Origin of the sequence: Ralstonia sp. 22086, from assembly GCF_052045975.1 — a bacterium.
Taxonomy (GTDB): domain Bacteria; phylum Pseudomonadota; class Gammaproteobacteria; order Burkholderiales; family Burkholderiaceae; genus Ralstonia; species Ralstonia wenshanensis.
In genome coordinates, this window is the sequence record NZ_JBQEPZ010000001.1 from 1,634,405 (window position 1) to 1,659,905 (window position 25,501).

Annotated in this window: 23 protein-coding genes; 9 read left to right on the forward strand and 14 right to left on the reverse strand. The window is 66.6% G+C overall.

Annotated features, from left to right (window positions below):
* Nucleotides 1–107 precede the first annotated feature (107 nt).
* On the reverse strand, nt 108–2,210 hold the full coding sequence (locus ACTJK6_RS07700) for a phosphocholine-specific phospholipase C (protein WP_440838646.1): 2,103 nt from the start codon (nt 2,208–2,210) through the stop codon (nt 108–110).
* Nucleotides 2,211–2,681: 471 nt separating this feature from the next.
* Here ACTJK6_RS07700 and ACTJK6_RS07705 point away from each other — a divergent pair, with 471 nt between their 5' ends.
* Both ACTJK6_RS07705 and ACTJK6_RS07710 read left to right on the forward strand, forming a co-directional pair.
* The gene (locus tag ACTJK6_RS07705) at nt 2,682–4,649 is read left to right on the forward strand and encodes an NRPS-independent rhizoferrin synthetase (protein ID WP_440838647.1); all 1,968 of its coding nucleotides are present in this window, start codon (nt 2,682–2,684) and stop codon (nt 4,647–4,649) included.
* Nucleotides 4,646–5,890: a rhizoferrin export MFS transporter gene (locus tag ACTJK6_RS07710; protein ID WP_440838648.1), complete on the forward strand. Its 1,245-nt coding sequence runs from the start codon at nt 4,646–4,648 to the stop codon at nt 5,888–5,890. Before ACTJK6_RS07705 ends, ACTJK6_RS07710 begins: the two co-directional genes overlap by 4 nt.
* Here the strand turns inward: ACTJK6_RS07710 and ACTJK6_RS07715 are convergent.
* From ACTJK6_RS07715 to ACTJK6_RS07735, 5 genes are all read right to left on the reverse strand, one after another.
* On the reverse strand, nt 5,878–7,068 hold the full coding sequence (locus tag ACTJK6_RS07715; RefSeq protein WP_440838649.1) for a VanZ family protein: 1,191 nt from the start codon (nt 7,066–7,068) through the stop codon (nt 5,878–5,880). The two genes, ACTJK6_RS07710 and ACTJK6_RS07715, sit on opposite strands and share 13 nt — an antisense overlap.
* 113 nt (nt 7,069–7,181) lie before the next feature.
* Nucleotides 7,182–7,847: an ABC-type transport auxiliary lipoprotein family protein gene (locus tag ACTJK6_RS07720; protein ID WP_440815787.1), complete on the reverse strand. Its 666-nt coding sequence runs from the start codon at nt 7,845–7,847 to the stop codon at nt 7,182–7,184.
* A 9-nt stretch (nt 7,848–7,856) separates the two neighbouring features.
* Nucleotides 7,857–8,825 (reverse strand): MlaD family protein, encoded by a 969-nt coding sequence (locus tag ACTJK6_RS07725; protein WP_440815784.1) that lies wholly within the window; start codon nt 8,823–8,825, stop codon nt 7,857–7,859.
* The gene (locus tag ACTJK6_RS07730; RefSeq protein WP_260804018.1) at nt 8,825–9,703 is read right to left on the reverse strand and encodes an ABC transporter ATP-binding protein; all 879 of its coding nucleotides are present in this window, start codon (nt 9,701–9,703) and stop codon (nt 8,825–8,827) included. The genes ACTJK6_RS07725 and ACTJK6_RS07730 overlap by 1 nt, the downstream gene beginning before the upstream one ends.
* On the reverse strand, nt 9,700–10,824 hold the full coding sequence (locus ACTJK6_RS07735) for an MlaE family ABC transporter permease (protein WP_024976804.1): 1,125 nt from the start codon (nt 10,822–10,824) through the stop codon (nt 9,700–9,702). Before ACTJK6_RS07735 ends, ACTJK6_RS07730 begins: the two co-directional genes overlap by 4 nt.
* Nucleotides 10,825–11,011: 187 nt before the next feature.
* Between ACTJK6_RS07735 and ACTJK6_RS07740 the strand changes: the two genes are divergently transcribed.
* The 3 genes from ACTJK6_RS07740 to ACTJK6_RS07750 all read left to right on the forward strand — a co-directional run bounded on the left by ACTJK6_RS07740 (nt 11,012) and on the right by ACTJK6_RS07750 (nt 13,658).
* Nucleotides 11,012–11,893 carry a biotin--[acetyl-CoA-carboxylase] ligase gene (locus ACTJK6_RS07740; RefSeq protein ID WP_440838650.1) on the forward strand — a complete coding sequence of 294 codons (882 nt, stop codon included), beginning with the start codon at nt 11,012–11,014 and terminating at the stop codon, nt 11,891–11,893.
* Entirely contained in the window at nt 11,890–12,771 is an 882-nt protein-coding gene (locus ACTJK6_RS07745) for a type III pantothenate kinase (RefSeq protein WP_260804020.1), read from the forward strand. The genes ACTJK6_RS07740 and ACTJK6_RS07745 overlap by 4 nt, the downstream gene beginning before the upstream one ends.
* A 101-nt stretch (nt 12,772–12,872) precedes the next feature.
* Nucleotides 12,873–13,658 carry an SPOR domain-containing protein gene (locus ACTJK6_RS07750; RefSeq protein WP_440838651.1) on the forward strand — a complete coding sequence of 262 codons (786 nt, stop codon included), beginning with the start codon at nt 12,873–12,875 and terminating at the stop codon, nt 13,656–13,658.
* 4 nt (nt 13,659–13,662) lie between these two features.
* On the opposite strand, the gene rfaE2 is transcribed toward ACTJK6_RS07750, so the two are convergent.
* The gene (gene rfaE2, locus ACTJK6_RS07755) at nt 13,663–14,160 is read right to left on the reverse strand and encodes a D-glycero-beta-D-manno-heptose 1-phosphate adenylyltransferase (protein WP_343620929.1); all 498 of its coding nucleotides are present in this window, start codon (nt 14,158–14,160) and stop codon (nt 13,663–13,665) included.
* Between the two features lie 74 nt (nt 14,161–14,234).
* Complete coding sequence (locus ACTJK6_RS07760; protein WP_027678401.1) at nt 14,235–15,089, reverse strand: ferritin; 855 nt, start codon at nt 15,087–15,089, stop codon at nt 14,235–14,237.
* 405 nt (nt 15,090–15,494) lie between these two features.
* Here ACTJK6_RS07760 and ACTJK6_RS07765 point away from each other — a divergent pair, with 405 nt between their 5' ends.
* Complete coding sequence (locus ACTJK6_RS07765) at nt 15,495–16,190, forward strand: glutathione peroxidase (RefSeq protein WP_440838652.1); 696 nt, start codon at nt 15,495–15,497, stop codon at nt 16,188–16,190.
* On the opposite strand, the gene ACTJK6_RS07770 is transcribed toward ACTJK6_RS07765, so the two are convergent.
* The 5 genes from ACTJK6_RS07770 to ACTJK6_RS07790 form a co-directional block, all read right to left on the reverse strand.
* Nucleotides 16,191–17,375, reverse strand: a complete 1,185-nt coding sequence (locus ACTJK6_RS07770; protein ID WP_232041770.1) for a patatin-like phospholipase family protein — start codon at nt 17,373–17,375, stop codon at nt 16,191–16,193.
* Between the two features lie 3 nt (nt 17,376–17,378).
* Nucleotides 17,379–18,257: a PhaM family polyhydroxyalkanoate granule multifunctional regulatory protein gene (locus tag ACTJK6_RS07775; protein ID WP_433866137.1), complete on the reverse strand. Its 879-nt coding sequence runs from the start codon at nt 18,255–18,257 to the stop codon at nt 17,379–17,381.
* Between the two features lie 49 nt (nt 18,258–18,306).
* Nucleotides 18,307–19,125 carry an enoyl-CoA hydratase/isomerase family protein gene (locus ACTJK6_RS07780; protein WP_316868214.1) on the reverse strand — a complete coding sequence of 273 codons (819 nt, stop codon included), beginning with the start codon at nt 19,123–19,125 and terminating at the stop codon, nt 18,307–18,309.
* 68 nt (nt 19,126–19,193) lie between these two features.
* The gene (locus ACTJK6_RS07785; protein WP_232041767.1) at nt 19,194–20,345 is read right to left on the reverse strand and encodes an ABC transporter substrate-binding protein; all 1,152 of its coding nucleotides are present in this window, start codon (nt 20,343–20,345) and stop codon (nt 19,194–19,196) included.
* Nucleotides 20,346–20,429: 84 nt separating this feature from the next.
* Nucleotides 20,430–21,434: an LLM class flavin-dependent oxidoreductase gene (locus ACTJK6_RS07790; RefSeq protein ID WP_440838653.1), complete on the reverse strand. Its 1,005-nt coding sequence runs from the start codon at nt 21,432–21,434 to the stop codon at nt 20,430–20,432.
* 105 nt (nt 21,435–21,539) lie between these two features.
* Here ACTJK6_RS07790 and ACTJK6_RS07795 point away from each other — a divergent pair, with 105 nt between their 5' ends.
* A complete protein-coding gene (locus ACTJK6_RS07795; RefSeq protein ID WP_232041765.1) occupies nt 21,540–22,448 on the forward strand; it encodes an IclR family transcriptional regulator in 909 nt (302 codons plus the stop codon).
* 3 nt (nt 22,449–22,451) lie between these two features.
* On the opposite strand, the gene ACTJK6_RS07800 is transcribed toward ACTJK6_RS07795, so the two are convergent.
* Nucleotides 22,452–23,444: a fumarylacetoacetate hydrolase family protein gene (locus ACTJK6_RS07800; protein WP_343620533.1), complete on the reverse strand. Its 993-nt coding sequence runs from the start codon at nt 23,442–23,444 to the stop codon at nt 22,452–22,454.
* Nucleotides 23,445–23,526: 82 nt separating this feature from the next.
* Between ACTJK6_RS07800 and ACTJK6_RS07805 the strand changes: the two genes are divergently transcribed.
* Together ACTJK6_RS07805 and ACTJK6_RS07810 are read left to right on the forward strand one after the other, a co-directional pair.
* Nucleotides 23,527–24,399 (forward strand): IclR family transcriptional regulator, encoded by an 873-nt coding sequence (locus tag ACTJK6_RS07805; protein WP_260804029.1) that lies wholly within the window; start codon nt 23,527–23,529, stop codon nt 24,397–24,399.
* The gene (locus ACTJK6_RS07810) at nt 24,365–25,501 is read left to right on the forward strand and encodes a DUF3108 domain-containing protein (protein ID WP_392397787.1); all 1,137 of its coding nucleotides are present in this window, start codon (nt 24,365–24,367) and stop codon (nt 25,499–25,501) included. The genes ACTJK6_RS07805 and ACTJK6_RS07810 overlap by 35 nt, the downstream gene beginning before the upstream one ends.

The following is a 25,501-nucleotide window of genomic DNA, read 5'->3' on the forward strand; positions in this document are numbered from 1 at the left end:
CGCTGTACCAAGCACGCACGTACACGAAGCAGCTCTGACGCAGAAGCGACGAAAAAAACGGCCCGCCGGCAGACCACGCCGGCGGGCCGTTTTTGCTTGGATACCGCTTATGCGCTCAGCGCCGGATCAGACGCGCTGACGCGGCCGGTTTCAACGTGACCGGCGAGGCGACGCGCGAAACCGGCATCGCTGCTGGCCGTGACGGTCAGGTCGTACCAGGCGTGCTGGCTGCGCAGGTCCAGGTATACCGACGCATCGTCACCGCCGCGCACTTCCCGCTGCACGCTCTCGCCCGTGTACGCGCTCTTGATGGTGAAGACGGTAGGCGCGCGGCCATGATTGATGAGGCGAAGTTGCAGGTTGCCGTTGGCCACATCGTAGCCTTCCTTCACCTCCAACGCGCGGCCATGCGGGCGCAGCAGGCCCGACAGCGTGAGCTTGCCGACGAAGCGGCGCAGGAAGCCGTTCGGGCCGTGCACCGTGAAGTCGTAGGCGCCGCCCGCGTTCACGGCCAGCTTGTCCGACAGGCGCTTGCCTGCTTCCACCGTGTAGGTGCGCGGCGCGTCCGGGCTGCCGACTGTGTAGACGAGGAAGGCGGCGCCCACGTCGCCGGTGTTCACGAATTCCAGTTGGAACTTGCCGGCGGCTTCATCCTGGCGGCCGCGCACGAACAGCTCGTACGGCAGCGCACGCGATGGGCGCAGGCCGGCTTCCTGCTTCGGCAAGGCCTGCACCAGCGGGGGCAGCGGCACGTAGCTGGCGTGGCGCAACTTGTCTTTCGGCACATAGGCGGCGGTGCTCGGCAGCGTGGGCACCACCTCGTTGGGCGTGGCGAAGTTGAACGCCGACGTCAGATCGCCGCACACAGCGCGACGCCACTTCGAGATGTTGGGCGAGCGCACGTTGTGCGTGCGCTTGAAGCGCTGTTCGATGAAACGGATGATCGACGTGTGGTCGAACGTTTCCGAGCACACGTAGCCGCCCTTGGACCATGGCGACACCACGAGCATCGGCACGCGCTGGCCCAGGCCGTAGCTGCCGGCGCCGTACGTGCTGTTGCCCGCAAAGTATTCGCCCGTGGTGTCGACCGTCGACAGGCCGTTGCTGCCCGACGATGCAAACGGCGGGACGAGGTGGTCGAAGAAGCCGTCGTTCTCGTCGTAGGTGACGAACACCGCCGTCTTGCTCCACACCTCGGGGTTGGAGGTCAGGATCTGCAGGACCTGGTCGATGTACCAGGCGCCATAGTTGGCCGGCCAGTTCGGGTGCTCGGAGAACGCTTCCGGCGCGGCAATCCACGACACCTGCGGCAGCGTGCCGTTCTGCACGTCGCGCTTGAGGATGTCGAAGTAACCGTCGCCGGCCGCGGCGTTGGTGCCGGTGCGTGCCTTGTCGTACAGCGGGCTGCCGGGCTGTGCATTTTGGTATTGCTTGAAGTACAGCAGCGCGTTGTCGCCGTAGTTGCCGATGTAGGCGTCGCTCGTCCAGCCCCAGGAGCCTGCGGCGTCCAGGCCCGTGCCGATATCCTGGTAGATCTTCCACGAGATGCCGGCGGCCTCCAGCACTTCCGGATATGTCGACCAGCCGTAGCCCGCTTCCGCGTTGTCAATGACAGGGCCGCCGCCGACGTTGTCGTTGCCGACATAGCCCGTCCACATGTAGTAGCGGTTCGGGTCGGTCGACGTGGGCGTGGCGCAGTGGTAGGCGTCGCAGATGGTGAACGCATCGGCCAGCGCGTAGTGGAACGGAATGTCCTGGCGCGTCAGATAGGCCATCGTCGTGGTGCCCTTGTGCGGAACCCAGCCGTCGTAACGCCCGCCGTTGACGGCGAGGTGCGTGTCGTTCCAGCCATGCGGCAGGTCTTGCAGGAACTGCAGGCCCAGATCGGGCGCGCTCGGGCGGAACGGCAGCACTTCGCCCACGCCGCCGGCCATCGGCTGGTGCCACACGCTCTTGCCGTTGGGCAGCGTGACGGTGCGCGTATCACCGTACCCGCGCACGCCCTTGAGCGTGCCGAAGTAATGGTCGAATGATCGGTTCTCCTGCATGAGGATCACGATGTGCTGCACGTCTTCGATATTGCGGTGCGCGTTATGGGCGGGAATCGCCAGCGCCTGGCGAATGCCTTCGGGCACCGCGCCCATGGCTGCGGATGCAGCAGCCAACTGGGCGGCGGAACGGAGAAAACCACGGCGACTGTTGGAGGTCATGTTCTCGTCCTGATGTCTGTGTTTTTTGGGGGGGTGGGGGGACAACACGGGGCAGCGACTGACTGAGCGCACACAACGAGATCAGTCGACGGTGTGGATCACGGGAGGCACCCGCAGATGACCTCCTGATGACTTCAGCGGGCCGAACCGTGCGGCGCGGCCGTCTACTCACCAGGCGCTAAGGTAGAAAGGATTCATGTCGGTTGCGTGAAGATGACTCACGCGCCGGCTTCGTCACCCGCCCCCCTCAAAGTCATCAAATTTTGTTGCAACTGCGAATCATTCTCACCTACACTGCAGCGCACCAAATGGCGCCTTGGCGCACAAACCTAGACGGATAACCCCTTGCAGCGCCCACCGGGTCGCTGCATGCCCCGCCTGCCTCAGAAGCGGCCCCTACATCTGGACCCCCTGTGCTGCAGGGCCGAGCCCCCGCTCGCCTGCACACGCTCATGTCCCGTAGGAGCCCTCGTGCAACGTCGATCTGATACCGCCGCCAAGACTCAAACCGCATCCGCTGCCGCCGCGGCCGGCAACTTCCGCCTTGAATCCATTCCCGCGCTGCTCGAAGTGGGCGTGCAGGCCGAACATTGGTCAGCGGCACAACAACTGGCACGGCGGCGGGTGCTGTCGCGCCTGCTCCAGGCGCTGTTTCGTGAAGCGCTGCTCAACGCAGACCAGCTCATCGCCGATACACGCGCCGATGTGACGCTGTTGCCGATCTGGCAGCTGCGCGTGCTATTGCGCTTCACCGGTTTGCGGCCAGGCGCGCTCGGGAGCTGGACATTGACGGGCGACGTCGCTGTGCTGGCGCACGACCGCCCGCCAACGCCTATTGAGCGTCCATCCGCCCTGCTCAACTGGCTCGCGCCCATGCTGGATATTGGCGATGCCACCGACGCCCACCGCCTGGCCGCCATCGCCCGGCTCGCCACGGAACTGGACAACAGCCAGGACAACGACACGCTGTGCCAGGCCTATCGACTGGTCTGGGGTGAGCGTCTCGCCGCCGAGCATCGCGTTGCGGCGTCGCAAGACGCGCTCGCCCTGCTCTGCGGCGACGGCACGCCGCACGCCCTGGCGCGTACCGAGCAGTGGGGCACCGGCGGGCATCCGTGGCATCCGGCCTACAAGACGCGGCTGGGGCTCGCGCCCGAACAGGTCATCGCGCTCTCACCAGAGTTCGAGGCGCAGGTGTCCATCGGCGTGGTGGCCGTGGCGGCCCATCGCCTGCAGGTCACCACGATGGAGGGTGTGCAGCCGTACGCCCACTGGTTCGCGGCGACCTTCCCCGAAACCATGGCGGCGTTTCGCAAAGCCTTGCTGGCACGCCAGCTCGCGCCCGAAGCGTGGCTGCCGCTGCCCGTCCACCCCTGGCAGCGCGACACGACGCTCGGCGAGACCTTCGCCGCTGAATTTGCCGCAGGCGAATTGATCAACCTGCCGGGCATCAGCATTGCCGCCCGCCCGACGATGTCGTTCCGCACCGTGGCCGCGACCGACGCGCCGGGCGGCCCGATGCTCAAGCTGCCGATCAGCATGCGGCTGACCAGCGTTGAGCGCACCGTATCCCCCAAGTCGGCCGTGATGGGGCCACGCGTGAGCGCCCTGCTGGAACGCATCCTCGCGACCGACGCAGGATTGGCGAGCGTCCTGTCGATCGTGCCCGAACGCCACGGCATCCACGTGGCCGGCACGGATGACGATCGCGCCCGGCATCTGTCGATGATCGTGCGCGACAACCCCACCACGCGCATTGCCGGCAACGCGCGGTTGCTGCCGGTCGGTGCCCTCTTCACGCCGGATTTCACCGCAGACATGACGCAGGCAGCGGCGCCCCTGCTGCTCGACACCGTGCTGGCGCGCCAGGCCGATGGCACCCGCACCGAGCGGGCCGCACGTTTCTTCAACGCCTATCTGCGCGTCGCCATTCCGGCCATCGTCGGCCTCTATCTGCGTTACGGCATTGCGTTGGAAGCGCATCAGCAGAACACCTTCGTCGTCATCAGCGAGGCCGGCATGCCGGAGCGGCTGGTGGTGCGTGACTTTGGCGACGTGAAGATCGCGCTGCCGACGCTGCAGGCACAGGGCTTCTCGATCGAACCGTTCCGCGCCGGCCACACGACGTATCCCGATCGGGACATCCCACGCAAGAAGCTCATCCACGCCTTCCTGCTTTGCCACATCGGTGAACTGGCGCTGGCGCTGTTCCCGGACCATGGCAACACGGTGGGGCTGCGCCAATGGCATGAGGCCATGCAGGCCGTGTTCGATGCGAACCGCCCAGCGCTGGATGCCGACACCTGGGCGCACGAGCGCCACGCGCTGCTCGAAGCGCCATGGACGTTCAAGACGTTCGTCCGCATGCGCCTGCGCGACCAGTCCGACGACATGCACGCCGCGTTGCCCAATCCGTTGGCTGCAGCAGCTCGCGCATGAACCCGCCAACGACTGTGGATGCGTGGCGGGGGGCCATCCGGTGGCTCCTCGTCATCCAGGCCCTTTCAATGGGCGCAATGGAAATGACGGGGCCGTTCTGGCCGCTGTTCCTGCGCGAGCTGTCACCGGTGCCGCACGTGCCGTTCGCGTGGGTGGCGAGCGCAGCGTACTTTGCACCGATGGCCGCCACGCTCGTCACCGCGCCATGGTGGGGGCGCCTCGCCGACCGTGTCGGGCCCAAGCCGATGATCCTGCGGGCGCTGGTCGCGCTGGCGGCGTCACAGCTGTGGTCGGTCTATGCAGACTCGGCGGCGAGCGTGCTGTTGGCGCGCACGGTGCAAGGTGGCCTCGCCGGCTTCCTGGCGGCCGCACAGATCTACGCCATGCGAGTGGCGCCGGCCGACATGCGCCGACGCGTCTTCGCCGATCTGCAGACCGTCACGGCGTGTGGCAGCTTCATGGCGCCGCCGGTCGGCGCATGGCTCGTGGGGTTGATGGGCTTCCGGATGGCCAACACGGCGGGGGCGGTCGTGATCCTGGCGTGCATTCCGCTGGCGATGTTCTGCCTGCCCGCGATCAAGCCCGCGCCTAGATCCGAGACCGAGCGGGACACCGATGCTCGCCAGGCACGTCGCGCGCCGCTGGGCGGTTTGGTGATCGGCCTGCTGCTCGGCATGGTGGCAGTGCAGGCCGCGCGCGTCATGCCGCAAAGCTTCCTCGCGCCGTATATCACCGAGACGCTGCATGGGTCGGTGATGCTGGCAGGTCTGGCGTACAGCGCCACGGCCGCGACACTGGCGTTGTCTGCGCGCTGGTGGGCAAAGCGCTTTGCGGGTCTGCCCACACATGTCACGCTGGGGCGCGTCTGCGTCTTGACCGCCGTCTGCGGCATGACTGCGCTCTGGCAGGGCGTCGCGCAAGGGGAAGCCGCGTTCATCGCTGCGCGCCTGGCGTGGGGCCTGTGTCTTGGCGGGCTGCTACCGGTCCTCAATAGCCTGGTGGCAGAAAGCAGCCCGGAAGATCGTCAAGGCTTTGCCCTGGGGTTGTGCAGCAGCGCAGCCAAGGGCGGTGCGCTCATCGGCTTGGGCGTGGCGGCGTTGTTGACGGGTCTGTTTGGGTGGCGTGCGGGCTTTGTCGCCATGACCGCCATGTACCTGGGGGCACTGCTTGTCCTGCTGGTAATACGCCGCGCAGCCTCACCACATGCAGCATCGGCTGCGGCGCGCGCTCAACGCGCCTGACGTCCGGCGCGCCGCTGCAGCTGCGTCTGCTCGGCGCGCCAGGCGAGGTAACCGAGGCCGAGAAACGGCCACAGCCAGCCGATCCATTGCGACAGGCTGTTGAAGTGGACGAAACGCCCCAGCCGCCAGCTTTGTGCCGACACCCACGAATACGGGCTCGGCGGCAACACGTTGGACAGGATGATCAGCGCGATCAGCAGGGCCATGGCCAGCGCACCGCGCAGCCAACGCGGCAGGCGCACCAGCAACACCAGCACCAGCGAGCCGACGACCAGCCCGAAACGCGCGCCGGATGAGAGCCAATCCCACGCGCCGCCCAGCGGAAACTGCAACACCGTCGCCCCCGCCTTCACCAGCAGCGCGCCGGCCAGCAACGCAGCCAGCAGGCGCAGCATGGGCGCCCCACGGCGCATGGCCACGCTGGCCAGCAGCCCCGAGCCGATCCAGCTGCAAGCGGTGATGAGCGCTTCCAGCAGCTCCTGACGCTGCAGTGCTTCCGGGTGCGCCGTCAGCTTGTCCTGCCAGTCAAACAGCTCCGGAAACCACCCGTTGAGGAAATTGACGACAAACGCATCCGGCGATGGATCGAGCAGGATGCTGCGGATCACCCCGCCCATGCTGAAGAGGAATTCCTGGGGAAAAATCTGTGCAAACGGCCACACCAGCATCAGCAGGATCGCAAAGGTCGCATGCGGCTCGAACCAACGGCGGCGCAGCCGGCGCAGCCCACCCCGGTCGATGAGCCGCGCTGAAAACGGCAGCATGACGATGCCGCCCAGCAAGGCGCCCAGCGTATTCGTCGCCAGATCGACGTTGGACGACACGCGCGTGGGCAGATAGGTCTGGATCGCCTCCATGGCGCCCGAGAGCAGCAGCCCCGCCAGCAGCGACACGAGCACCGCGCGCCAGCCGGTGATGCGTGGATGCAGCGCCAGCACCGTCAGCATGCCCAACGGCATGTAGCCCCACACGTTGGTGAGCAGGTCGAAGCCGGTGTTGTAGCGCGGCAGCGGTGCGCTCAGAAAGGCAAACGGCGAAACGCCGGTGTCTGTCCAGCCGGCAAACGGATACAGGCTGGCGTAGACAACCAGCAGCACGAACCACCCCAGCCCGGCGCGTGCAAGCGGAGAGTGGCGATGCGGAGTGGGTGCGGCGGGTTGCGAGTGGAAGTCCGTCACCGGAAGAAACTATCTAGGAAGAGGAGCGGACGTGCCCGGAAGAAACCGCCCATGATAGCGTCCGATGCCGCTCTTCACGGATGGTTCCTCCATCCGGTTGAGAGGTTGAGGTATCAGCGCCGGCGCGTACCAAATGCGGCCCCGGGTGTTGCAGGGGCGGCCGTAGTCGACGCCGCCAGCGGCAAACTCGCCACCCAGTCGAGCACCTCGCCGATGGCCTTGTCTGACGCCTGCGTGAGCGCCGTCACCCCACCCGCTGCGTCAGGGCTGGGCGCGGGCGCATCAGCCTGCACCACGCGCTGGTCGATCACGCCGCGCGCCAGCGACACCGTTGCCCGCAGGCGCACCACGCCGCGGCTGGCTTCGGGCCTGTCGAACACCTGTGAGAAGTCGACCAGCTCGACGCGCAAGCTCGGCACATCGGTCGTGGGATAGCCGACCACATGGCCGCGCGCGGCCGCCGCGTTGCGCAAACGCGCGTCGAACAGGTTCACGGGCGACTCCACCCAGCGGCTGTTGGCGTAGGCGTCGGTGCGCTGGCTTTGTGCATAGGCGAGGCGGTAGTAGATGGCGTTGCCATCCATCCAGCCGGGGCCGGCCACATCGGCCACGCGCAAGGCGGTGGGCAGGCGTGCGCCTGCGCTGGTGGCTGGCGCGAGTCCAAAGTCATACAGGGCGGCGGGCGCCACGGGCGTGCTGGAGCAGCCCGCCAGAAGCGACAGCGCCATCAAAGCAGGCAGCGCGTGCGCGCGGCGGAACACAGCAGACAACATCGGCATGGAATCTCCTCAGGGCTGGGCCGGAGCGCGGGCGGCGGGCGCGGTGAAGCCGGTCTCACCGGGGCCGGGCACGCCGGGCGCGGGGCCAAACAGCACGCTCTGCGGCCGTGCGTTGAAGTCCGTCACGGCGTGGTCGAAGCCGCGCACGGCCTGGCGGGCCTCACGCGCAAACCCGTTGAGCTGCGGCAGCGTTTCATAGGTCAGCACGTTGGCGGCAGATTGCATCGATTGCGTAGCCGCCGTCAGATCGGTCCCGGCGCCGGAAAGCGTCGTCATCAAGGGCCCCTTCGGGTCGGACAGCGACTGCGTGAGCTTGCGCGTGGCCACCAGCGTGGAATCGAGGTTGTCAGCAATCTTGGGCAAGCGGCGCATGGTCGGTTCCGCCTGCTGCGCGAGCGTGCTGTAGGCGTCCATCGTTTTCTGGAACGATTGCAGCGACGCCGTGACCTGCTGGCGGTGCTCGTCGTCAAACATGATCGACAGCGAGTTCAGCGTCTGATCGAGCTTGGAGAGCATCTGGTCGCCGCGCTTGTCCAGTTCGTCGAGGAAGCCGGCTTCCATGCGAATGCGAGCGGGGTCCTTCTGAGATGTGGCCAGGCGCACCGGGCTGGGCGCGTGCTGGCTGTTGTCGAAGCCGCGGTCGTCGAGCTGCACGTAGGCCAGACCCGTCACGCCCTGGTACGCCAAGCGGCCATATGTCGTGGTGGTGATGGGCGCATCCTTGTCGACCAGCACGCGCACGACGATCTGCCCCGGCACCTTGTCGTCAAAGCGGATGCTGTCGACCTTGCCGACGTCCAGGCCGCGATATTTCACGGAAGCCTGTGGGTTCAGCCCGTTGACGGTTGAGCGCGTGACCACGTCGTACGGCACGCGTACGGTCTGGTCGCGGTTGAACCACATGACAGCCAGCCCGATGAAGATGACCAGCCCGATCGTGAACAGCCCGGCCAGGAATGCGTGGGCCTTGTTTTCCATCAATCCTCCTGCGTCGAAAGCGAGGCTGCAGCCACCGCCTCCGTCATCTGCGGGCCCAGCGCCATCAGGGCCCGTTTGCCCCGCTCACCCAGGAAGTATTCCTTGATGAACGGATGATCAATCTGAATGATCTGCTCCAGCGGCTTGGCCGCCACCACTTTGCGATCCGCCAGCACGGCAATGCGGTCGGACAGCGCCACCAGGGTGTCGAGATCGTGCGTCACCATCACCACGGTCAGGCCCAGTTCCTGGCGCAACTCGCGGATGAGCGCGACGTAATCGTCCGATGCGCGCGGGTCCAGCCCCGCGGTCGGCTCATCCAGAAATACCAGTTCCGGCTCCAGCGACAACGCCCGTGCCAGCGCCACGCGCTTGATCATGCCGCCCGACAGGTCCGACGGCATCTTGTCGGCATCGGTTGATTTGAGCCCCACCATCTGCAGCTTGAGCATCGCCACGCGCTGGACGAACGCGTCGGGCAGTGTGCGCAATTCCCGCATCGGCAACGCCACGTTGTCGATCACGGACAGCGCCGAGAACAATGCGCCGTGCTGGAACTGCATGCCCCAGCGGTTGCGCATCGACTGCAGTTCGTTGCCCACTTGGCAGGTCAGTTCTTCGCCAAAGATGTGGATCGTGCCCGAAGTCGGTTTCTCCAGCCCCACCACCTGGCGCAGCAGGGTCGTCTTGCCGCTGCCCGAACCGCCGACGATAGAAAGCACCTCGCCGCGAAACACGTCCAGATCGATGTTGTCGAGCACGGTCACCTTGCCGTAGCGCTTGGTGACGCTGCGCACCTCGATCACGCGTTCGCGCGCGGGCGTGATCGCCGGCGGCGCTCCGGCATGCTCGATATGCGGATGGCGGGGCCGCGTCATATCCCGACGTCCTTGAAGAGGATGGCGAACACGGCATCGGCGAGGATGACGATGGTGATCGACACCACCACCGACGTGGTCGTGCCCTCGCCCAGGCTCTGCGTGTTGGGCTGGATGCGCAAACCAAAGTGGCACGCCACCAGCGCAATCAGCATGCCGAACACCACGCCCTTGCCGATGCCCAGCCACAGGTTGGCCACCGGCACCGCATCGGGCAGCGAGGTGATGAAATACGTCGGGCTGATATCGAGCTGGAACTTGGCCGCAAGAATGCCGCCCGCCAGCGCGAGCAGATCCGTCCACGCCACCAGCAGCGGCATGGCAATCGCCAGCGCAATCACCTTGGGCAGGATCAGCCGGAAGCCGTGCGAGATGCCCATCACGCGCATCGCATCGAGTTCTTCGGTCACCCGCATCACGCCGATCTGCGCCGTGATGGCCGAGCCGGATCGCCCTGCCACCAGAATCGCCGCCAGCACCGGCCCGAGCTCGCGAATGATGGCCATCCCCAAAATGTTGACGATGAAGATGCTGGCCCCGAACACGCGCAGCTGGTTGGCCGACAAATAACTCAGCACGATGCCGATGAGAAAGCCCACCAGCGCCGTAATGCCCAGCGCCTTGTAGCCCGTGCTGTAGATGTTGGCGGAGATCTCGCGCCACGGGCCGCGATGCGGCGCGCGCACGAACCTGCCGAAGTCGAACATCAACTGACCGACCATGGCGATGCCGTTACGGGCGTGATCGAAAAAGTCGAGCATGCCCTCGCCGAGGATCGCCACCGGGTTCATGCGCGGCGCCAGGCGCTGCTTCCAGCCGCCCGGGTCGAGCTTGGCAACCCGATCGAGCATGCGGCGCTGGTCGGGCCGGGCATCCAGGTGTTCGGGCCACTGGTTGCCCCATGCGCGCCACAGCAGTTGCGCGCCAAAGTGGTCGATACGGCCCACCTCGGTCAGGCACCACGCGTTGGCGTTGTCCAGCCCGGCGCGGATCTGCTGACGCGCGCTGCGCACGCCGGCGCGCTCGGCCAGCGCGAGCGTCGTCCAGTCGCCGGAGAGAAAGGCGACAGAGCGTCCATCGACAACGCGCACCTCAAGCTGCGGTGTACGGCAGGTGATCAAACGGTTCTCCGTAAGCAGTGATGCCGGATATCGGTGGAATTGTAGCCAAGGCGCCGCCAAAGGCTGTCACACTGGCTGCCACACTGTGAGGCCTTTTCGTCGCTTGAAGCAAGCGCCGCGCTCCTGTTTGGATGGCCGCTCGTACAATGCGCGCATTCTTAGCGCGAACTTGATCGCCCGTTTTTTTATGTCTCTTGCCGAACCCTCCGTGCGGTGGCGCCTTGCGCGCGAGCGCATCCAGCCCAGCGGCCCGGCCGCCGGCTGGCCCATCGATGTGGTTGAAGCCACCGGCTCCACCAGCGCCGATCTGATGGCCGCGGTGCGTGATGCCGCCTGGCCTGCCGGCACGCCGATTCCGGCCCATGCCGGCGCCGCCCCGCTGCTGGGCGCACGCGTGCTGGCCGCGCAGCGCCAGACCGCCGGACGCGGCCGCCAGGGCCGCCCGTGGGGTGGTGACCACGGCCTGACGTTTTCCATCGCGTGCGCCTTTGCGGGCGAGCCCGCACAGCTCGGCGGCCTGAGCCTGGCCGTGGGCGTGGCCGTCGCCGACGCCGTGGCTGGGTACGCGGAAGTCCGGGGCGGCAGCGGACAGGCGCTCGCCCTGAAATGGCCCAATGATGTGCAAATTGCGGGGCGCAAGCTGGCCGGCATCCTGGTCGAGACCGTGCGAACCGAGCCGGGCCGGACCTGGGCCGTCATCGGCATCGGCCTGAACCTGGAACGGCCGCGCGTGCTGGAAGCCACGCTGGGCCGCGGCCTGTCGGGCGTGGAAGAACTGGTGGATGCGCCGGAGCCGAATGCCGTGTTTTCGGCGCTGCTCACGTCGCTGGGTGAACACCTGCAGCGCTTCGGCGTACAGGGCCTGGCGCCGTTCGTTGCGCCGTTTGCCGCCCGCGATGCCTTTGCCGGCGAGCGGGTGCGCCTGTGGCAGGACGGCACCGTGGTACTCGAGGGCGTGGCGCATGGCATCGACGCGCAAGGCCGCCTGGCGATCGAATCGGGCGGACGGGTGCAGTGGGTCCACAGCGGCGAGGTCTCCTTGCGCAGCGCAGACGCGGAGCAGCCATGACGCGCCTGAAGGTCTCTGCCACGCACGCCGCTCCCGCCCGTCCGCTGTTGCTGATCGACGCAGGGAACACACGCATCAAGTGGGCGTGGATTGCCGGCGGCGCCGACGCCGAACTCGCCCTGCCCGAAGAACCGGGTGGCACGCCGTGGCAGCATGCCGGCGCCCGCGCACACGATCGATTGGCTGAACTGGTGGAAGACTGGCGCGATTGCCACGCCGCCGGCGTTGCCCCACCCGAGGTATGGATCAGCGCGGTGGCCGGCCCGGCACTGCGCGATGCACTCACCGCGCGCATCGCCCGCGTATTCGACGGGGCGCGCGTGCGCATTGCCGCGTCGGAAGACGCCACCGCCGGCCTGCGCAACGGGTATCGCGACCCAACGCAGCTTGGCACTGACCGGTGGATCGGCGCGGTCGGCGCACGCCACTTGTGGCCCGACACGGCCCTGCTGCTGGTGACGGCAGGTACCGCCACCACCCTCGATATCGTCACGCCCGACAGTCTGTTTGCGGGCGGCCTGATACTGCCCGGCCTCACGTTGATGATGCGCGCGCTGTCACGCAACACAGCGCAGTTGCCCGAAGTGGATGTCAGCTACCTGAGTGCGGGCGACGTGGTTGCGCCGCCCTGGGCCGACAATACGCAGGACGCCATCGCGCTGGGCTGCGTCATCGCCCAGGCGGGTGCAATTGCGCAGACGTGGATGGCACTGCAGAAGCAATATCCCGGCCCGGCACGCTGCGTGCTGAGCGGCGGAGCACGCGCCGCGCTGGGGCCGCATCTGCGCATGCCGTTCCAGATGCACGATAATCTCGTGTTGCTCGGCCTGCAGGTACTGGCGCGCGCGCGCCGGGAAGGCGCCGCGACGCTGGCCTAGCCTCGGTCGGCCGGGCTGCTGTTTTCGTCTGACGTCTTACCGTTGTTGCCGCTGTGTTCCTGCATTCCGAGCCACCGTCCGAATCCACGTCCGTTCGCACCATGACGCTTCGCCTCGCCCTGCTGCTCCTGCTGCTCGTCAACGGCGTTCTGCTCGCGGCCAATACCGGCGTGTTCGGGCCAGAAGTATCCAAGGCGTGGTTCGAGAGCGAGCGCGAGCCCGATCGCATGCGCCGCCAGATCCGCACCGAAGAGATCCGTATTCTCGAACCGGCACCCGCTTCGGCACCGGCCGCCGCCGTACCCAAATCGGCGCCAGGCTCTCAGCCGGCGGCTTCCACGCCTGCCGCATCGGGCCCGCAAGCCAGCATCGAGCGTACGGCTCTGACCACCGCTACCGCCGCTGACAGCAGCGGCAGTTGCACCGAGCTCGGCGGCCTGACCGAAGCACAGGCCACGCGCGGCATCGATCAGCTCAAGCAACTGGCGGGTGTGCAGGTTGAGCGCATCACGCGCCAGGAAGACAACCGCTGGTGGGTCCACATGCCGGCCCGCGACACGCGCGACGATGCCGATCGCAAGGTGGCCGAACTCAAGCGCCGCAACGTTGCGGATTCAGCCATCGTGCAGGAAGGCAATACGTTTGTGGTGTCGCTGGGCCTGTTCCGCGACAAGGAGCGCGCTCAGCAGCGTCTGGACGAACTGCGCGCCAAGGACGTGCGCACCGCCGTGGTCACGCAAACGCGTCGGCTTGGCTCACAGACCTCGCTGCGTGTGACGACCACCGCCGATGCGGCGTCGGGCGTCGCGGCCCAACTGGCCGCGTTGAAGAAGACCCTGGGCGCCGAAGACCTCCACGCTTGCGCGGCGGTCACGGCATCGCGCTAAACGCTCAGGACGTCGCGCGCACGCGCTTGAGCAGCGCCGTCGTCGAGCGGTCATGCTCGAACGGAATCGCCAGGGCCGTACCGCCCCAGCTACGCACCACGCGCGTTTCTTCCAGCGCATCGATGTCGTAGTCGCCGCCCTTGACGTAGATGTCGGGACGCACGCGCTGGATGAGTTCGACCGGCGTGCGCTCGGCAAACAACACCACCAGACTCACCGCTTCCAGCGCAGCCAGCACGGCCAGGCGATCGTCCTGCGTGTTGAGCGGGCGGTCATCGCCCTTGCCCAGCATCCGCACCGAGGCATCGGTATTCACGCCCACCACCAGCGACGCCCCCAACGCACGTGCCTGCGCCAGATACGTAGCGTGTCCGCGATGCAGGATGTCGAACACGCCGTTGGTGAAGACGATCGGACGCGGCAAGGCGCGCACGCGGGCCTCCACGTCGGCGGAGTCGCAGATCTTCTGTTCAAAGGCGGGCGCGGGCTGGCGAGCGGTCATGGCGAAAACGAAATCGGGGTGAAAAACAAAACGGCCCATCGAATCGATGGGCCGCTCACTGCCACTGGCAAGGGTCAGGCAGCTTGTTCGGTCGAGCCGAGCAGACGTGCGTTGAGTTCCTTGCGGTAGCGATTCAGGTCTTGCACGGTTTCGAAGGTGCGCTCGAACAGCAGACCCATGTTGTGCAGAATGCGCTCGATGACCTTCTTTTCCCAGCCGGCATCGAACTTGATCTGCTCGTCGAGCCAGTGCTCCAGCCAGTCCGGGTTCGGCAGGCGCGATTGCACCGTGTCTTGCGGGAACAACGCCTTGTTCACGTGCAGGTTGGTGGGGTGGAGCGGCTTTTCGGTACGGCGGGCCGAGGCCATCAGCACACCGATCTTGGCGAATGCGCTGCGCGCGCTGTCGCCGAACTGGCCGAGGTATTTCTTCATGTAGCGCAGGTAAGCGCCGCCGTGGCGGGCTTCGTCCTGCGACAGATGCTTGTAGATCGCCTTGATGACCGGCTCGGTGTGCCATTCGGAGGCACGGCGGTACCAGTGGTTCAGACGAATCTCGCCGCAGAAATGCAGCATCAGCGTTTCCAGCGGCGGGGCCGGATCGAACTCGAAGCGCACGTTGTGCAGCTCTTCTTCGGTCGGCACCAGGTCCGGACGGAATCGGCGCAGATATTCCATCAGCACCAGCGAGTGCTTCTGCTCTTCAAAGAACCACACGCTCATGAACGCCGAAAAATCGGAATCGTGGCGATTGTCACGCAGGAACATCTCGGTGGCAGGCAGGGCTGACCACTCGGTGATGGCATTCATCTTGATGGTCTGCGCTTGCGCGTCGGTCAACAGCGACGCATCGAACGTGTCCCACGGAATATCCTTTTCCATATTCCAGCGGACCGCTTCCAACGACTTGAACAATTCGGGATAGAGCATGGTAAGCCTTTGAATTTGCAGGCGGATTCTAGCAGACATGCTTGACCAACCCCCGATTTTCGGGGTTGCCGGAGCAAAGTTCTGTGTCTGCCCGTTTCCTCGTGACAACAGGCCTGCCGACGCCACAACCGCAACGTGGCTTGGCGACCCCCTGACGCGCGATGCGGCCGCGCGTTGTCTCGCGGTACACCGCGATGTGATCGGCAGCACGCTGGCCGTCGTCTTTTGTGTCGGACCGGGCCGCCGCCCGGCAAGGCCTTCAGTATAGAAAGCGCTGCAATCCGTGCGGCGAATGACGCGCGACGCATACAGCACATTTCACCATGTGCGGCCCCGGGGCGTTATACCCTAGACTAAAGACAAACTTCGGCCCGTCGGCTGAGCGTCCGCTTTTGGAGATTCGCCATGTTGTTTTCCGCCACCGTTTCCGGGCGACGCCCGCGCCTGCAACTGCATGCGTCGGGGGTGCTGCGTCGACATCATCTGCTGATGATCGCCATTGCGATTGCCATTGCGGTCATCGCATTGCTGCTGCCACGCACGGGGCATGCTGCCACTTCGAGTGCCGCAACCACCATGCAAGCATCGGCCGCCGCAGGCGCCTGCCCTACCAGCCTGAACTTTCGCGTCAAGCGCTTGCAGGACGATGCGCCGCAAGATCTTTGCCAGTACGCCGGTCGCGTCGTGCTGGTGGTCAACACCGCCAGCTATTGCGGCTACACCCACCAGTATGAAGGGCTCGAAGCGCTGTACGCGAAGTATCGCGACAAGGGCCTGACGGTGCTGGGTTTCCCATCGAACGACTTTCAGCAGGAACCCGGCAACAGCAAGCAGATCGCCGACTTTTGCTACAACACGTACGGCGTGAAATTCCCGATGTTCTCGAAGACGGCGGTGGTTGGCCCGGGTGCGTCGCCGCTATATGCGTGGCTCGCGACGCAGACAGGCCAGCCGCCCAAATGGAACTTCCACAAATACCTGCTGGACCGCACCGGCCGCGTCGCGGCGGTGTTCCCGAGCAGCGTCGAGCCGAGCGACCCCGCGCTGATGAAGCGCATCGATGCGCTGCTGGCTGAACCGTCGACACGCTCGTCGCGCTGATCACGCTGCGCGCATCGTGTCCGGAATGGCGCCATACAGAAACGCGGCCAGTTCGTCGCGGCGTGCCTGCACATCGCGTTCGCCCAGGTCGATCAGTTCCTGAGTGAATTCCGGCTCGAAGAGCAGATAGCTCGCAAATGCCGCGCCGCGCGCTTCGGTGCCGCCCAACGGCTTGAGCAGCGCGCGCACCGTACCTGGCAGGCGCTGCACGTGGCGCGAGGCAATCAGCTCGATGCGCTCGGACGGCGCCATCACCAGCACTTCAATCTTGCGCCAGCCGTCGCGCGCGTCGGCAATCTCGGGGTTGCGCGCCACCATGGCATTGACGTGCTGGAGCCGCTCGATATCGGCGGAAAGCCCGTCGAGAAAGATGCTCGCCAGCGCCTGCCCCGCAATCTGCGCGAGCGACGGATAGCCGGACGCCGGCACCGTGTCGTACCAGCCCGGCTGCGAGCGAGACGCGGCGCCCACCACCAGAATGCGGTTCGCGCCCAGATGAATGGCCGGGCTCAGTGGCGACATCTGGCGCATCGTGCCGTCGCCGAACCATTCGTCGTTGCCTTCGAGCGGCACCGGCTCGGCGGGGAAGATGAACGGGATGCTCGACGAGGCGAGCATGTGCGCCACGCCGATCTGGTCTGCCACCGCAATCCGCTGCGAACGCCGCCACGGCAACACCACGTGCGGCGATTGATAGAACGTGACGTGGCGCCCAGTGGTGTATGACAGCGCGGTGATGGCCAGCGCGCGCAGCGCGCCGGCGTCGAATGCGGCCTGCACCTGCTGACCGTCGTGTTGCGACTCAAGCAGTTCACGCAGCGGCGTATTGTCGAACAGCGCGCGCGGCGTGCGGCCGGTCATCCAGCCGAATGCCAGTGCGGTCAGCCACCGGGCACCGCTGGAGCCCACGCGGCCGACATCCGTACGATAGACACGATCGGCATGCAGGCTGCCCCAGAGCTGGGTGAGCGCCTCGGTGGCGAGCGTGAAATCCTGCGCGCCGCGTGCAAGACCGAGACTGTTGATCGCGCCCGCCGATGTGCCGCAAATGACGTCGAACGGCGTGCGTGCCACACCGGGCGCATATTCCTGCGCCAACCCCGCGATGCCGCGCAGCACACCAACCTGATAGGCGGCGCGCGCGCCGCCGCCCATCATCAAGAGCGCAGTGCAGTCTGGCGACATCGATCAGGGCGTGTCGTTGGTGGACTTGCGCGGCGCAGATTTCGCTGGCGTTTTCTTGGCAGGGGCCTTCTTGGTGGCTGGCTTGGCCGGGTTGCCCGCAGGCGCCTTGGCGGCCGGCTTCTGCGCCGGCTTGGCGGCAGCACGCTTGGGCTTGGCCGGCGCCGTCTTCTCTTCAATGTCTTCCGGCGCCGCATCCAACCCTTCCGCGCCCGGCGCACCGGCAAACCCGGGGAAGCCTCCCGGGAAACCCGGCATCAGGTTTTGCGGCATCGGCATGGCCGCCGCTGCGGAGCTGGCGATCTGGTTGAACTGCTGCTGCAGCATGTTCCACCACGGCGAGGGGTCCAGCGCGGCCGCGGCAGCGCGTGCGGCAGCTTGCGCCTGCGCGGCGGCGTGGGCCTGAGCCTGGGCGTTTTCGGCGCGGGCTTCGGCTTGGTCGTCGTCGGTGTCTTCGTCCGCCTCTGCGTCGTCTTCGGGTGGCGGTTCGTCTTCGGCCGGCTTGGCTGTGGCGGCCGTGTGCGGCCACGCGGGCTTGGATTCTTCGTCAGTCGAGGACGCACCCGGCGTCAGGCCGTCGAACGCAGACTTCATGGCATCTGGCGACAGCGCGGAGCCAAAGGTCTGCAAGGCCACCAGCGTGGCGCGCTGCACTTCCAGGCCCTGGATTGCCGTGCGCAGCAGGCTGGCGTTCAGTTGCAGCCAGCTCTCAACAGCACGCAGGTCATGGATGCGCTTGTCGATTTCCTCGAGATCCATCGGCGGCGCGGCAAAGCTGGCCATGTTGGGCATGCCGCCACCTGCCATCCCGGCAAAGCCGCCGCCCCACAACTTGCGCAGGAACTCAAAACCGCCTTCGGCAAAATTGGGCATCTGGGTGAACATGGTGTCTCCTACAAATCGGTCGGGGTCGGGCGCGCGGGCGTGTTTCCCATCAGGCGCCATCAAACGTGGGGGGGCGCTTCTGACGCAGGCTCGCAATACCCTCGCGCACGTCGGGGCCCGCAAAACCCATGAATTCAAGCGCCAGCGATGTATCAAAACTCGGGCCCGCCATGCGCAACCAGTTGTTCAGCGCGTACTTGGTCCAGCGGATGGCCGTCTGCGAACCCGCCGCCAAGCGTTCGGCGATTTCGAATGCGCGGTTGACGAGGTCTGCTTCGGGCACGGCCAGCGAAACCAGCCCAATGCGCTCGGCCTCTTCGCCTGTCATGGACTCGCACAGCAACAGGTAGTACTTGGCCTTGGCCATGCCGCACAACAACGGCCAGACAATCGCTGCATGGTCGCCCGCCGTCACCCCCAGGCGCGTGTGGCCATCGACGATGCGGGCGTCTTTGGCGGCGATCGAAATATCGGCCAGCAATCCGGCGACCAGCCCTGCCCCCACAGCCGGGCCGTGCATGGCGCTGACAATGGGCTTGTCGCAGTTGATGACGTTGTAGACGAGATCACGTGCCTCGTGCCAGACGCGGGTGCGCACGTCGAAGTCTTCGGCCATCTGCTCGACAAGGTGCAGATCGCCGCCAGCAGAAAAGCCCTTGCCCTCGCCGCGGATGAGTGCGACGCGCACCGAAGGCTCTGCCGATACATCGCGCCAGATCTCCGCCAGCTCGCGGTGCAGGCCGGCATCTGCAGTGGACAGCTTGCGGTTGGCCGACTGCGCCGCGCCCATCACGATTTCGAGGATCGGGCCGTGCTGGACGAGCGTCAGCGCCTGGTAGCGGGCAAAGCGGGGAGCGAGCGAAGTCATGGTGTCCGAGGTAATGGATCAAGCATAGCGGATGAGACTGCGCGTGCAACGCGGGATGTGCGCCGTCGTCACTTCGCGGTGTCGGCCAGGCGCCATTGTCCGCGGCGGATCTGCGCCATCACGCGCGCGCGCTGGTCCAGGCCCACGTGGTCTTCCGGGCTCATGTTGACCACGCCAGTGCTGGTGGGCAGGTCGCGCACCTGCTCCAGTGCGTCGCGCAGCGCCTCGCGGAAGGCCGGCGTGCCCGGCTTGGCCCGCTTGAGCGCCACCGGCACCGCACGCTGCAACAGCAAGCCGATGTCGCCCGTGTAGGCGGCAAAGATCGACACGCTGCCCTTGCCAAAGGCCGCCTCGTAGCGGCGCGCAAAATCCAGCGCCTGCTTCTTGGCGGGGTGGGTGTCGGGCAGTTCGGCGGCGACCATGACGGGGCCAGTCGGCACGTAGGCGCCTTCGCAGTCCTTGCCGCACAGCCTGACGAAATCGTTATTGGAAACGCCGTGATTGAAGTAGATCTTGCCGGTGTAGCCGCGCTCGGCCAGCGCGCGGGCCGGCAGCGCGGCAGGCGTTCCGGAGCCGCCGATCACCACCGCGTCGGGCTTGTTGGCCAGCAGATGCAGCACCTGCGCGGTCACGCTGTTGTCGGTAGGCGAAAAACGCTCGGTATCGGTGATCCGCATGTGCTTCAGATCGGCAAAGCGCTGCACCTCGGCCAGAAACGCCTCGCCCAGCGCGTTGGCAAAACCGATGTAGGCGATGGTCTTCACGCCGTGCGCTGCAGCGTGCTCGGCAATGAGCGATGCCATGTGCGAGTCCGAATGCGGCGTCTTGAAGATCCAGCGCCGCTTGGCATCCATCGGCTCGATCAACCGGGCGGACGAGGCCAGCGAGATCACGGGCGTCTTGCCCTCGGCCGCCGCGTCGATCATCGCCAGCGTATTTGGTGTCGTGGACGAGCCCACGATCACGTCCACGTTGGACTCGCTCATCAGCTTGCGCGTGTTGGTGACCGCGCGCGTGGTGTCCGACGCATCGTCAAGCACGATCACGTCGACTTTCTCACCGCCGATCTCGCGCGGCCACAGCGTGGTGGCGTTCTTCTCCGGCTGCCCCAGCGAGGCCTGCGGCCCCGTGGCCGACACCGTGACGCCGATGCGGATGTCCGCCAGCGCGGCGGAAGACAGCAAAGCCAAACCAACCAGTACGCCAGCATGTCGCTGCATTGCGGGTCTCCTCCCGTGGTTTGGCAAAGAGCGTAGCGGTTTTGCGGCGGTTTGGCGATGCGGAGTCGCCCAGGCTAGACAGCTTCAGGCAGCGAGCGCAGTGATGCCGGCGCGCGGCAGCGCATCCTCCATCAACGCACGCATCGATTCGAGCACCGCAGATTGCGGCATCAGCCCGAAGTTGTGCAGGGCCATCACATGATCGACGCCCATGTCGGACAGCCGCGCGAGCTTCTCGGCCACCGCATCGGGCGTGCCGAACAGCGACAGGCCGCTGGCCAGCACATCGTCGTACGTCTGGCGGCGCGCGTAGAGCCGCGTGGCGACGTACAGGTCGAACGGGTCGGCGGCCGTCGCGCGCACGGCGGCTTCGGTCGGGCCCACGTGCGTGTGCAGCGCGACAGCCGCCATGCCGCGCGTGTCGGCAATGCCCGCTTCGGCCAGGCCGCGCTGGTAATCGTCCATCAACGTGCGGATGTCGTCGAAGCATTCAACCGAGGCATACGGCACGAACAGCATGCGCCGCCCTTGCCGGCCAATGTGATACGCGGCCTCGCGCCGCAGGATCGCCACGTGGATCGGCACGCGGGCCTGCACAGGCAGCACGTTGAGGCGCACGTCGCGCAGCGTGTGGAACTGTCCCGCGTGGTGCACGCGCTCACCGGCGAGCAAGCGCTCGACGAGCATCAGCGCTTCGTCAAAGCGCTCGCGCTTGATGGCGGGGTCGACGTCGTAGCCTTCGAACTCGTGCTTGAGGTAGCCGGAGCCCACGCCCAGCGACAGCCGCCCGCCCGAGAGCGCATCGACCATCGCGTAGTTCTCGGCCACCGTGGCCGGATGATGGAAGGTCAGGATCGAGATGGCCGTGCCCAGCCGCAGCCGTTGGGTCTGCGCGGCCAGATGCGAGAGAAAGACCGCCGGGTTGGGGACGGCGCCGTACTCGTGAAAGTGATGCTCGGCCACCCAGAAGGTGTCGTAGCCGAGCGCTTCGGCGTGGCGCGCCTGGGCGATGACGTCTGTGTAGAGTTGCGGCAGACTGCGGGGCCGGTCGGGATAGTGGTCCTGCACGGAAAAGATCGACAGCTTCATGGCGTCTCCCGGGTTCTCGAGGTCTTTTCCAGCGCGCAGGCCGCCGCGCCGGTTGTATCCTTTTACGTAACGCGTATCTTATAAAGCGACACCCGAGACTTCAAGATGCCCATCGACGACCCGCTGCCGCCAGATGCCTCGCGCGACGAATTGCCCACAGAAGACGCCGCGCCGGAACGCACCAGCGCCGGCATCCAGTCCGCCGAGATCGCGCTGAGCGTGCTTTCGGCAATGGCGCATGCCGGTGGCGCCCACGCCGTCTCCGAACTGGGCCGGCAACTTGGCATGCCGCGCGCAAAGGTTCACCGCTACCTGGTGTCGCTGGAGCGCATGGGTTTTGTGGAGCAGGACCCCGCCTCCGCCCGCTACCGGCTGGGCACGCAGGCGTTGCAGGTGGGGCTGTCGGCGCTGTCCGACGTGGATTTCGTGCGTGAGGGCAGCAACCTGCTGCCCAAGCTGGCTGAGCGGCTGAACGAAAGCGTGTTTCTGTCGATCTGGACCGCGCGCGGCCCCGTCATCGTGCGCTGGGAAGACAGCGGCCGGCCGGTGGCGGTCAATGTGCGGGTCGGCTCGGTCATGCCGCTGCTGAACTCCGCCACGGGCCAGGCATGCGCCGCGTGGATGCCGGAAATCCAGATCGTCTCGCTCATCGACCGAGAACTTCGCGGCCCCGGCGCCGGCAAGGCCGGCCTGACTGATTGGCTGAACTGCCGCGCGCGCTGGCAGGCGGTTCGACAGGAAGGCGTGGCCCGCATCGGCGGGACATTGGTGCACGGCATCGATTCGGTGGCCGTGCCGGTGCTCGATTCGCAGGGCAAGCTGGCCGGGGCGATCACGGCGCTAGGCTTGTCCAGCGTGTTCGATTCCAGCCTCGAGGGGCCCGCCGCGCGGCTGTTGCGCGAGGCGGGGCGGACGCTATCCCTTCGTCTGGGGTATCACGGGCAGGCGCTGACAGCCGGTGCCGCGGCGCCCAAGCGCGGGCGCCGTCCGAAGGCAGCACCGGAATCCGCCTAAGTCTTACGCCTGCGTGCCCGGCGCGATGACTTCCTGGTCGATCGCCCCGAAAATGGACACGCCATTGGCGTCGAACATCTCGATCTTCACGGTGTCGCCGTAGCGCATGTATTCGGTGACGGGCGCGCCGGATTCGATGGTTTCCAGCATGCGTTTCTCCGCAATGCACGCGTACCCCTTGCTGCGGTCCACGTTCGAAATCGTGCCGGAGCCGACAATGCTGCCTGCCCGCACGTTGCGCGTCTTGCAGATGTGCGCGATCAGCTGGCCGAAGTCGAACACCATGTCGGTGCCGCACTCGGGCTGGCCAACCTTCTTGTTGTTCCAGCGCACCGTCATCGGCAGATGCACCTTGCGCTCGCGCCAGGCCTCGCCCAATTCATCGGGCGTGACGGCCACGGGTGAGAACGCCGTCGCGGGCTTGCTCTGGAAGAAGCCGAAACCCTTGCCCAGCTCCGCCGGAATCAGGTTGCGCAGCGACACATCGTTGGCCAGCATGATCAAGCGGATGCTCTCGGCAGCGGCAGCCGGTTCAGTGCCCATCGGCACGTCACCGGTGATGACGGCGACCTCCGCCTCGAAATCGATGCCGAACGCTTCGCTGCGGCAGACGATGGGGTCATGCGCGCCGGCCAGATCGTCTGAGCCGCCCTGGTACATCAGCGGGTCGGTCCAGAACTCGGGGGGCATCTCGGCGCCGCGCGCCTTGCGCACCAGTTCAACGTGGTTCACATAGGCCGAGCCGTCCGCCCATTGGTACGCACGCGGCAGCGGCGCCATGCAGTTGGCGGGGTCGAACGCAAACGGGTGGCGCGCACGGCCCGCGTTGAGCTGGTCGTACAGATCCTGCAACTGCGGTGCATGGAAGGCCCAGTCGTCCAGCGCGCGCTGCAGCGTGCCGGCGATGTGCGTGGCGAAGTGAGCGGTCTTCAGGTCCCGCGAGACCACGGCCAGTTGGCCGTCGCGCGAGCCATCCTTGAGGGTGGCGAGTTTCATGAGCGTTGTATGGAGAAAGGCTGCGCGGATGGTACACCGAGCATCGGCTAAACTGGCCCGAACCGATCCATCACCCCTCACCATGTCACCGCTGCCCGCCGACACCGATCTCGACCTGGAGCCTGATGCCGATGGCGAGCTGGATGCGCCCGCGCGCTCGGGCATCCAGTCCATCGAAGTCGGCTTCAGGCTGCTGGAAGTGCTCACGCACACCGATGGCCCGATGATGCTGCGCGATCTCGCGCGTGCCGCCCCCATGAACCCCGCCAAGGCACACCGTTATCTGGTGAGTTTTGCGCGCCTGGGGCTGGTCACGCAAACGCCCGAAGGCCGTTACGACCTGGGGCCGTTCGCGCTGGAAATGGGGTTGGTGAGCCTGAACCGGCAAGACCCGATGCGCCGCGCCCGGCCCGCAGCCGCCGCCCTGCGCGACGAGATCGATCACACCATCGGCCTGGCCGTGTGGGGCAACCAGGGCCCGGCCATCGTCCACTGGGAAGAGGCCAGCCATCCGGTGACGGTCAGCCTGCGCCTGGGCGACGTCATGCCGATGCTGAACTCGGCCACCGGACGCGTGTTCGGCGCCTACTTGCCCCGCGCGCAGACGCGCGCGTTCATCCAGCGTGAACTCGACCGCATTGCGGCAGCAGGGAATACCCCGAGCACCGAGAACCCCGAGCTGCCGCAAACGCTCGAAGCCTACGACGCCATCTGCGCCGACGTGCGTGTTCATGGCGCCTCCCGCATTCATGGCGGCGTGCTGCCCGGCATCAACGCGATGTCGCTGCCGGTGTTCGACGCCAACGGCCAATTGTGTCTGGTGCTGATCGCGTTGGGCGCACAAAGCACCTTCGACACCACCTGGAGCAGCCCGCTGGAGCGGCGCTTGCGGCTGGCCGCACAACAGCTTTCCGCCGATCTTGGATACGTTGCACCCAACGCCCCGCAATCCTGACGAACTGAATACCGACCGCGTGCAAACCCGCAGGCGTCGCTTCCATCGGCTTGGCCGGTTCGGGCTCGTGCTGCTGGCCGTGCTCGTGCTGCACGTGATTGCCGTCGTGTGGATCGCGCGAAGTCGTCAGGTGACGTGGCCGCCCGCGCCAGAGCAGATCATCCCCGCGCTGTTGCTGCACCCCGAGCCGGTGCAGCCGCCACCGCCCCCGGCTGCGCCCAAGCCCCGCCCCGCTCCGAGCCGTCCGCACCCCCAGGCAGCACCCGCTCCGGCGCCGACACCCACGCCGTCCGCGCCCGATCTGGCAAGCATGGACCCATCCGAGTTCACCAGCGCTGGCGCTCAAGCCTCGGGCGATACCGGCGTGGTCACCGATCTCAGCGGCGAAGGCCCGGGCGGGCCACCCGCGCCGCCCGGGGACGCCTTCTCGCTGCCGCCCTCGGCTACGCTGCGGTACGCCACTTACGTCAACGGCGTGCGCAACGAAGATGGTGTGATCCGCTGGGCCACCGATGGAAAAACTTACACGCTTGCCGTGGAAATTCCGTTGCCACTCTTCTTTGGCAAACTCGCGTTTCGCAGCGCGGGCACCGTGGGCCCGTATGGCCTGACCCCCGCGCGCTACGAAGAAGTGCGCGGGCGCCGACAACCCGACCTCACAACGTTCCACTACGCAGCCGACCCCACGCCGGCATCTGGCGCGCAGGGCGCACCCACGGTCACTTTCACCCGCACGCCCGCCGTGCTGCCGCTGCCCGAGGGCACGCAAGACCGCTTCAGCGTCTTCCTTCAGTTGACCGGACTGGCGCGCGGTGGCCCTGAGCGCATCGCCAGCCCGGGCCTCACGCTGGAATTCCCGATCGCCGATACCGACAGCGTAGAGGTGGCCCGCGTCCAGCACGTCGGCGAGGACACCATCGACACCCCGAACGGCACGATTCGTGCGCAGCACTTCATACGGCTGCCGCGCCGCGCAGAGGACAAACGGCGTGTAGAGATCTGGCTGTCTGCCGACCACGGCTGGCTGCCGGTCCGCCTGCGCCAGACCGAACCCAACGGCATGCAATTCGATCTGGTCTACCAGTCCCAGGAAGGAGGCTGA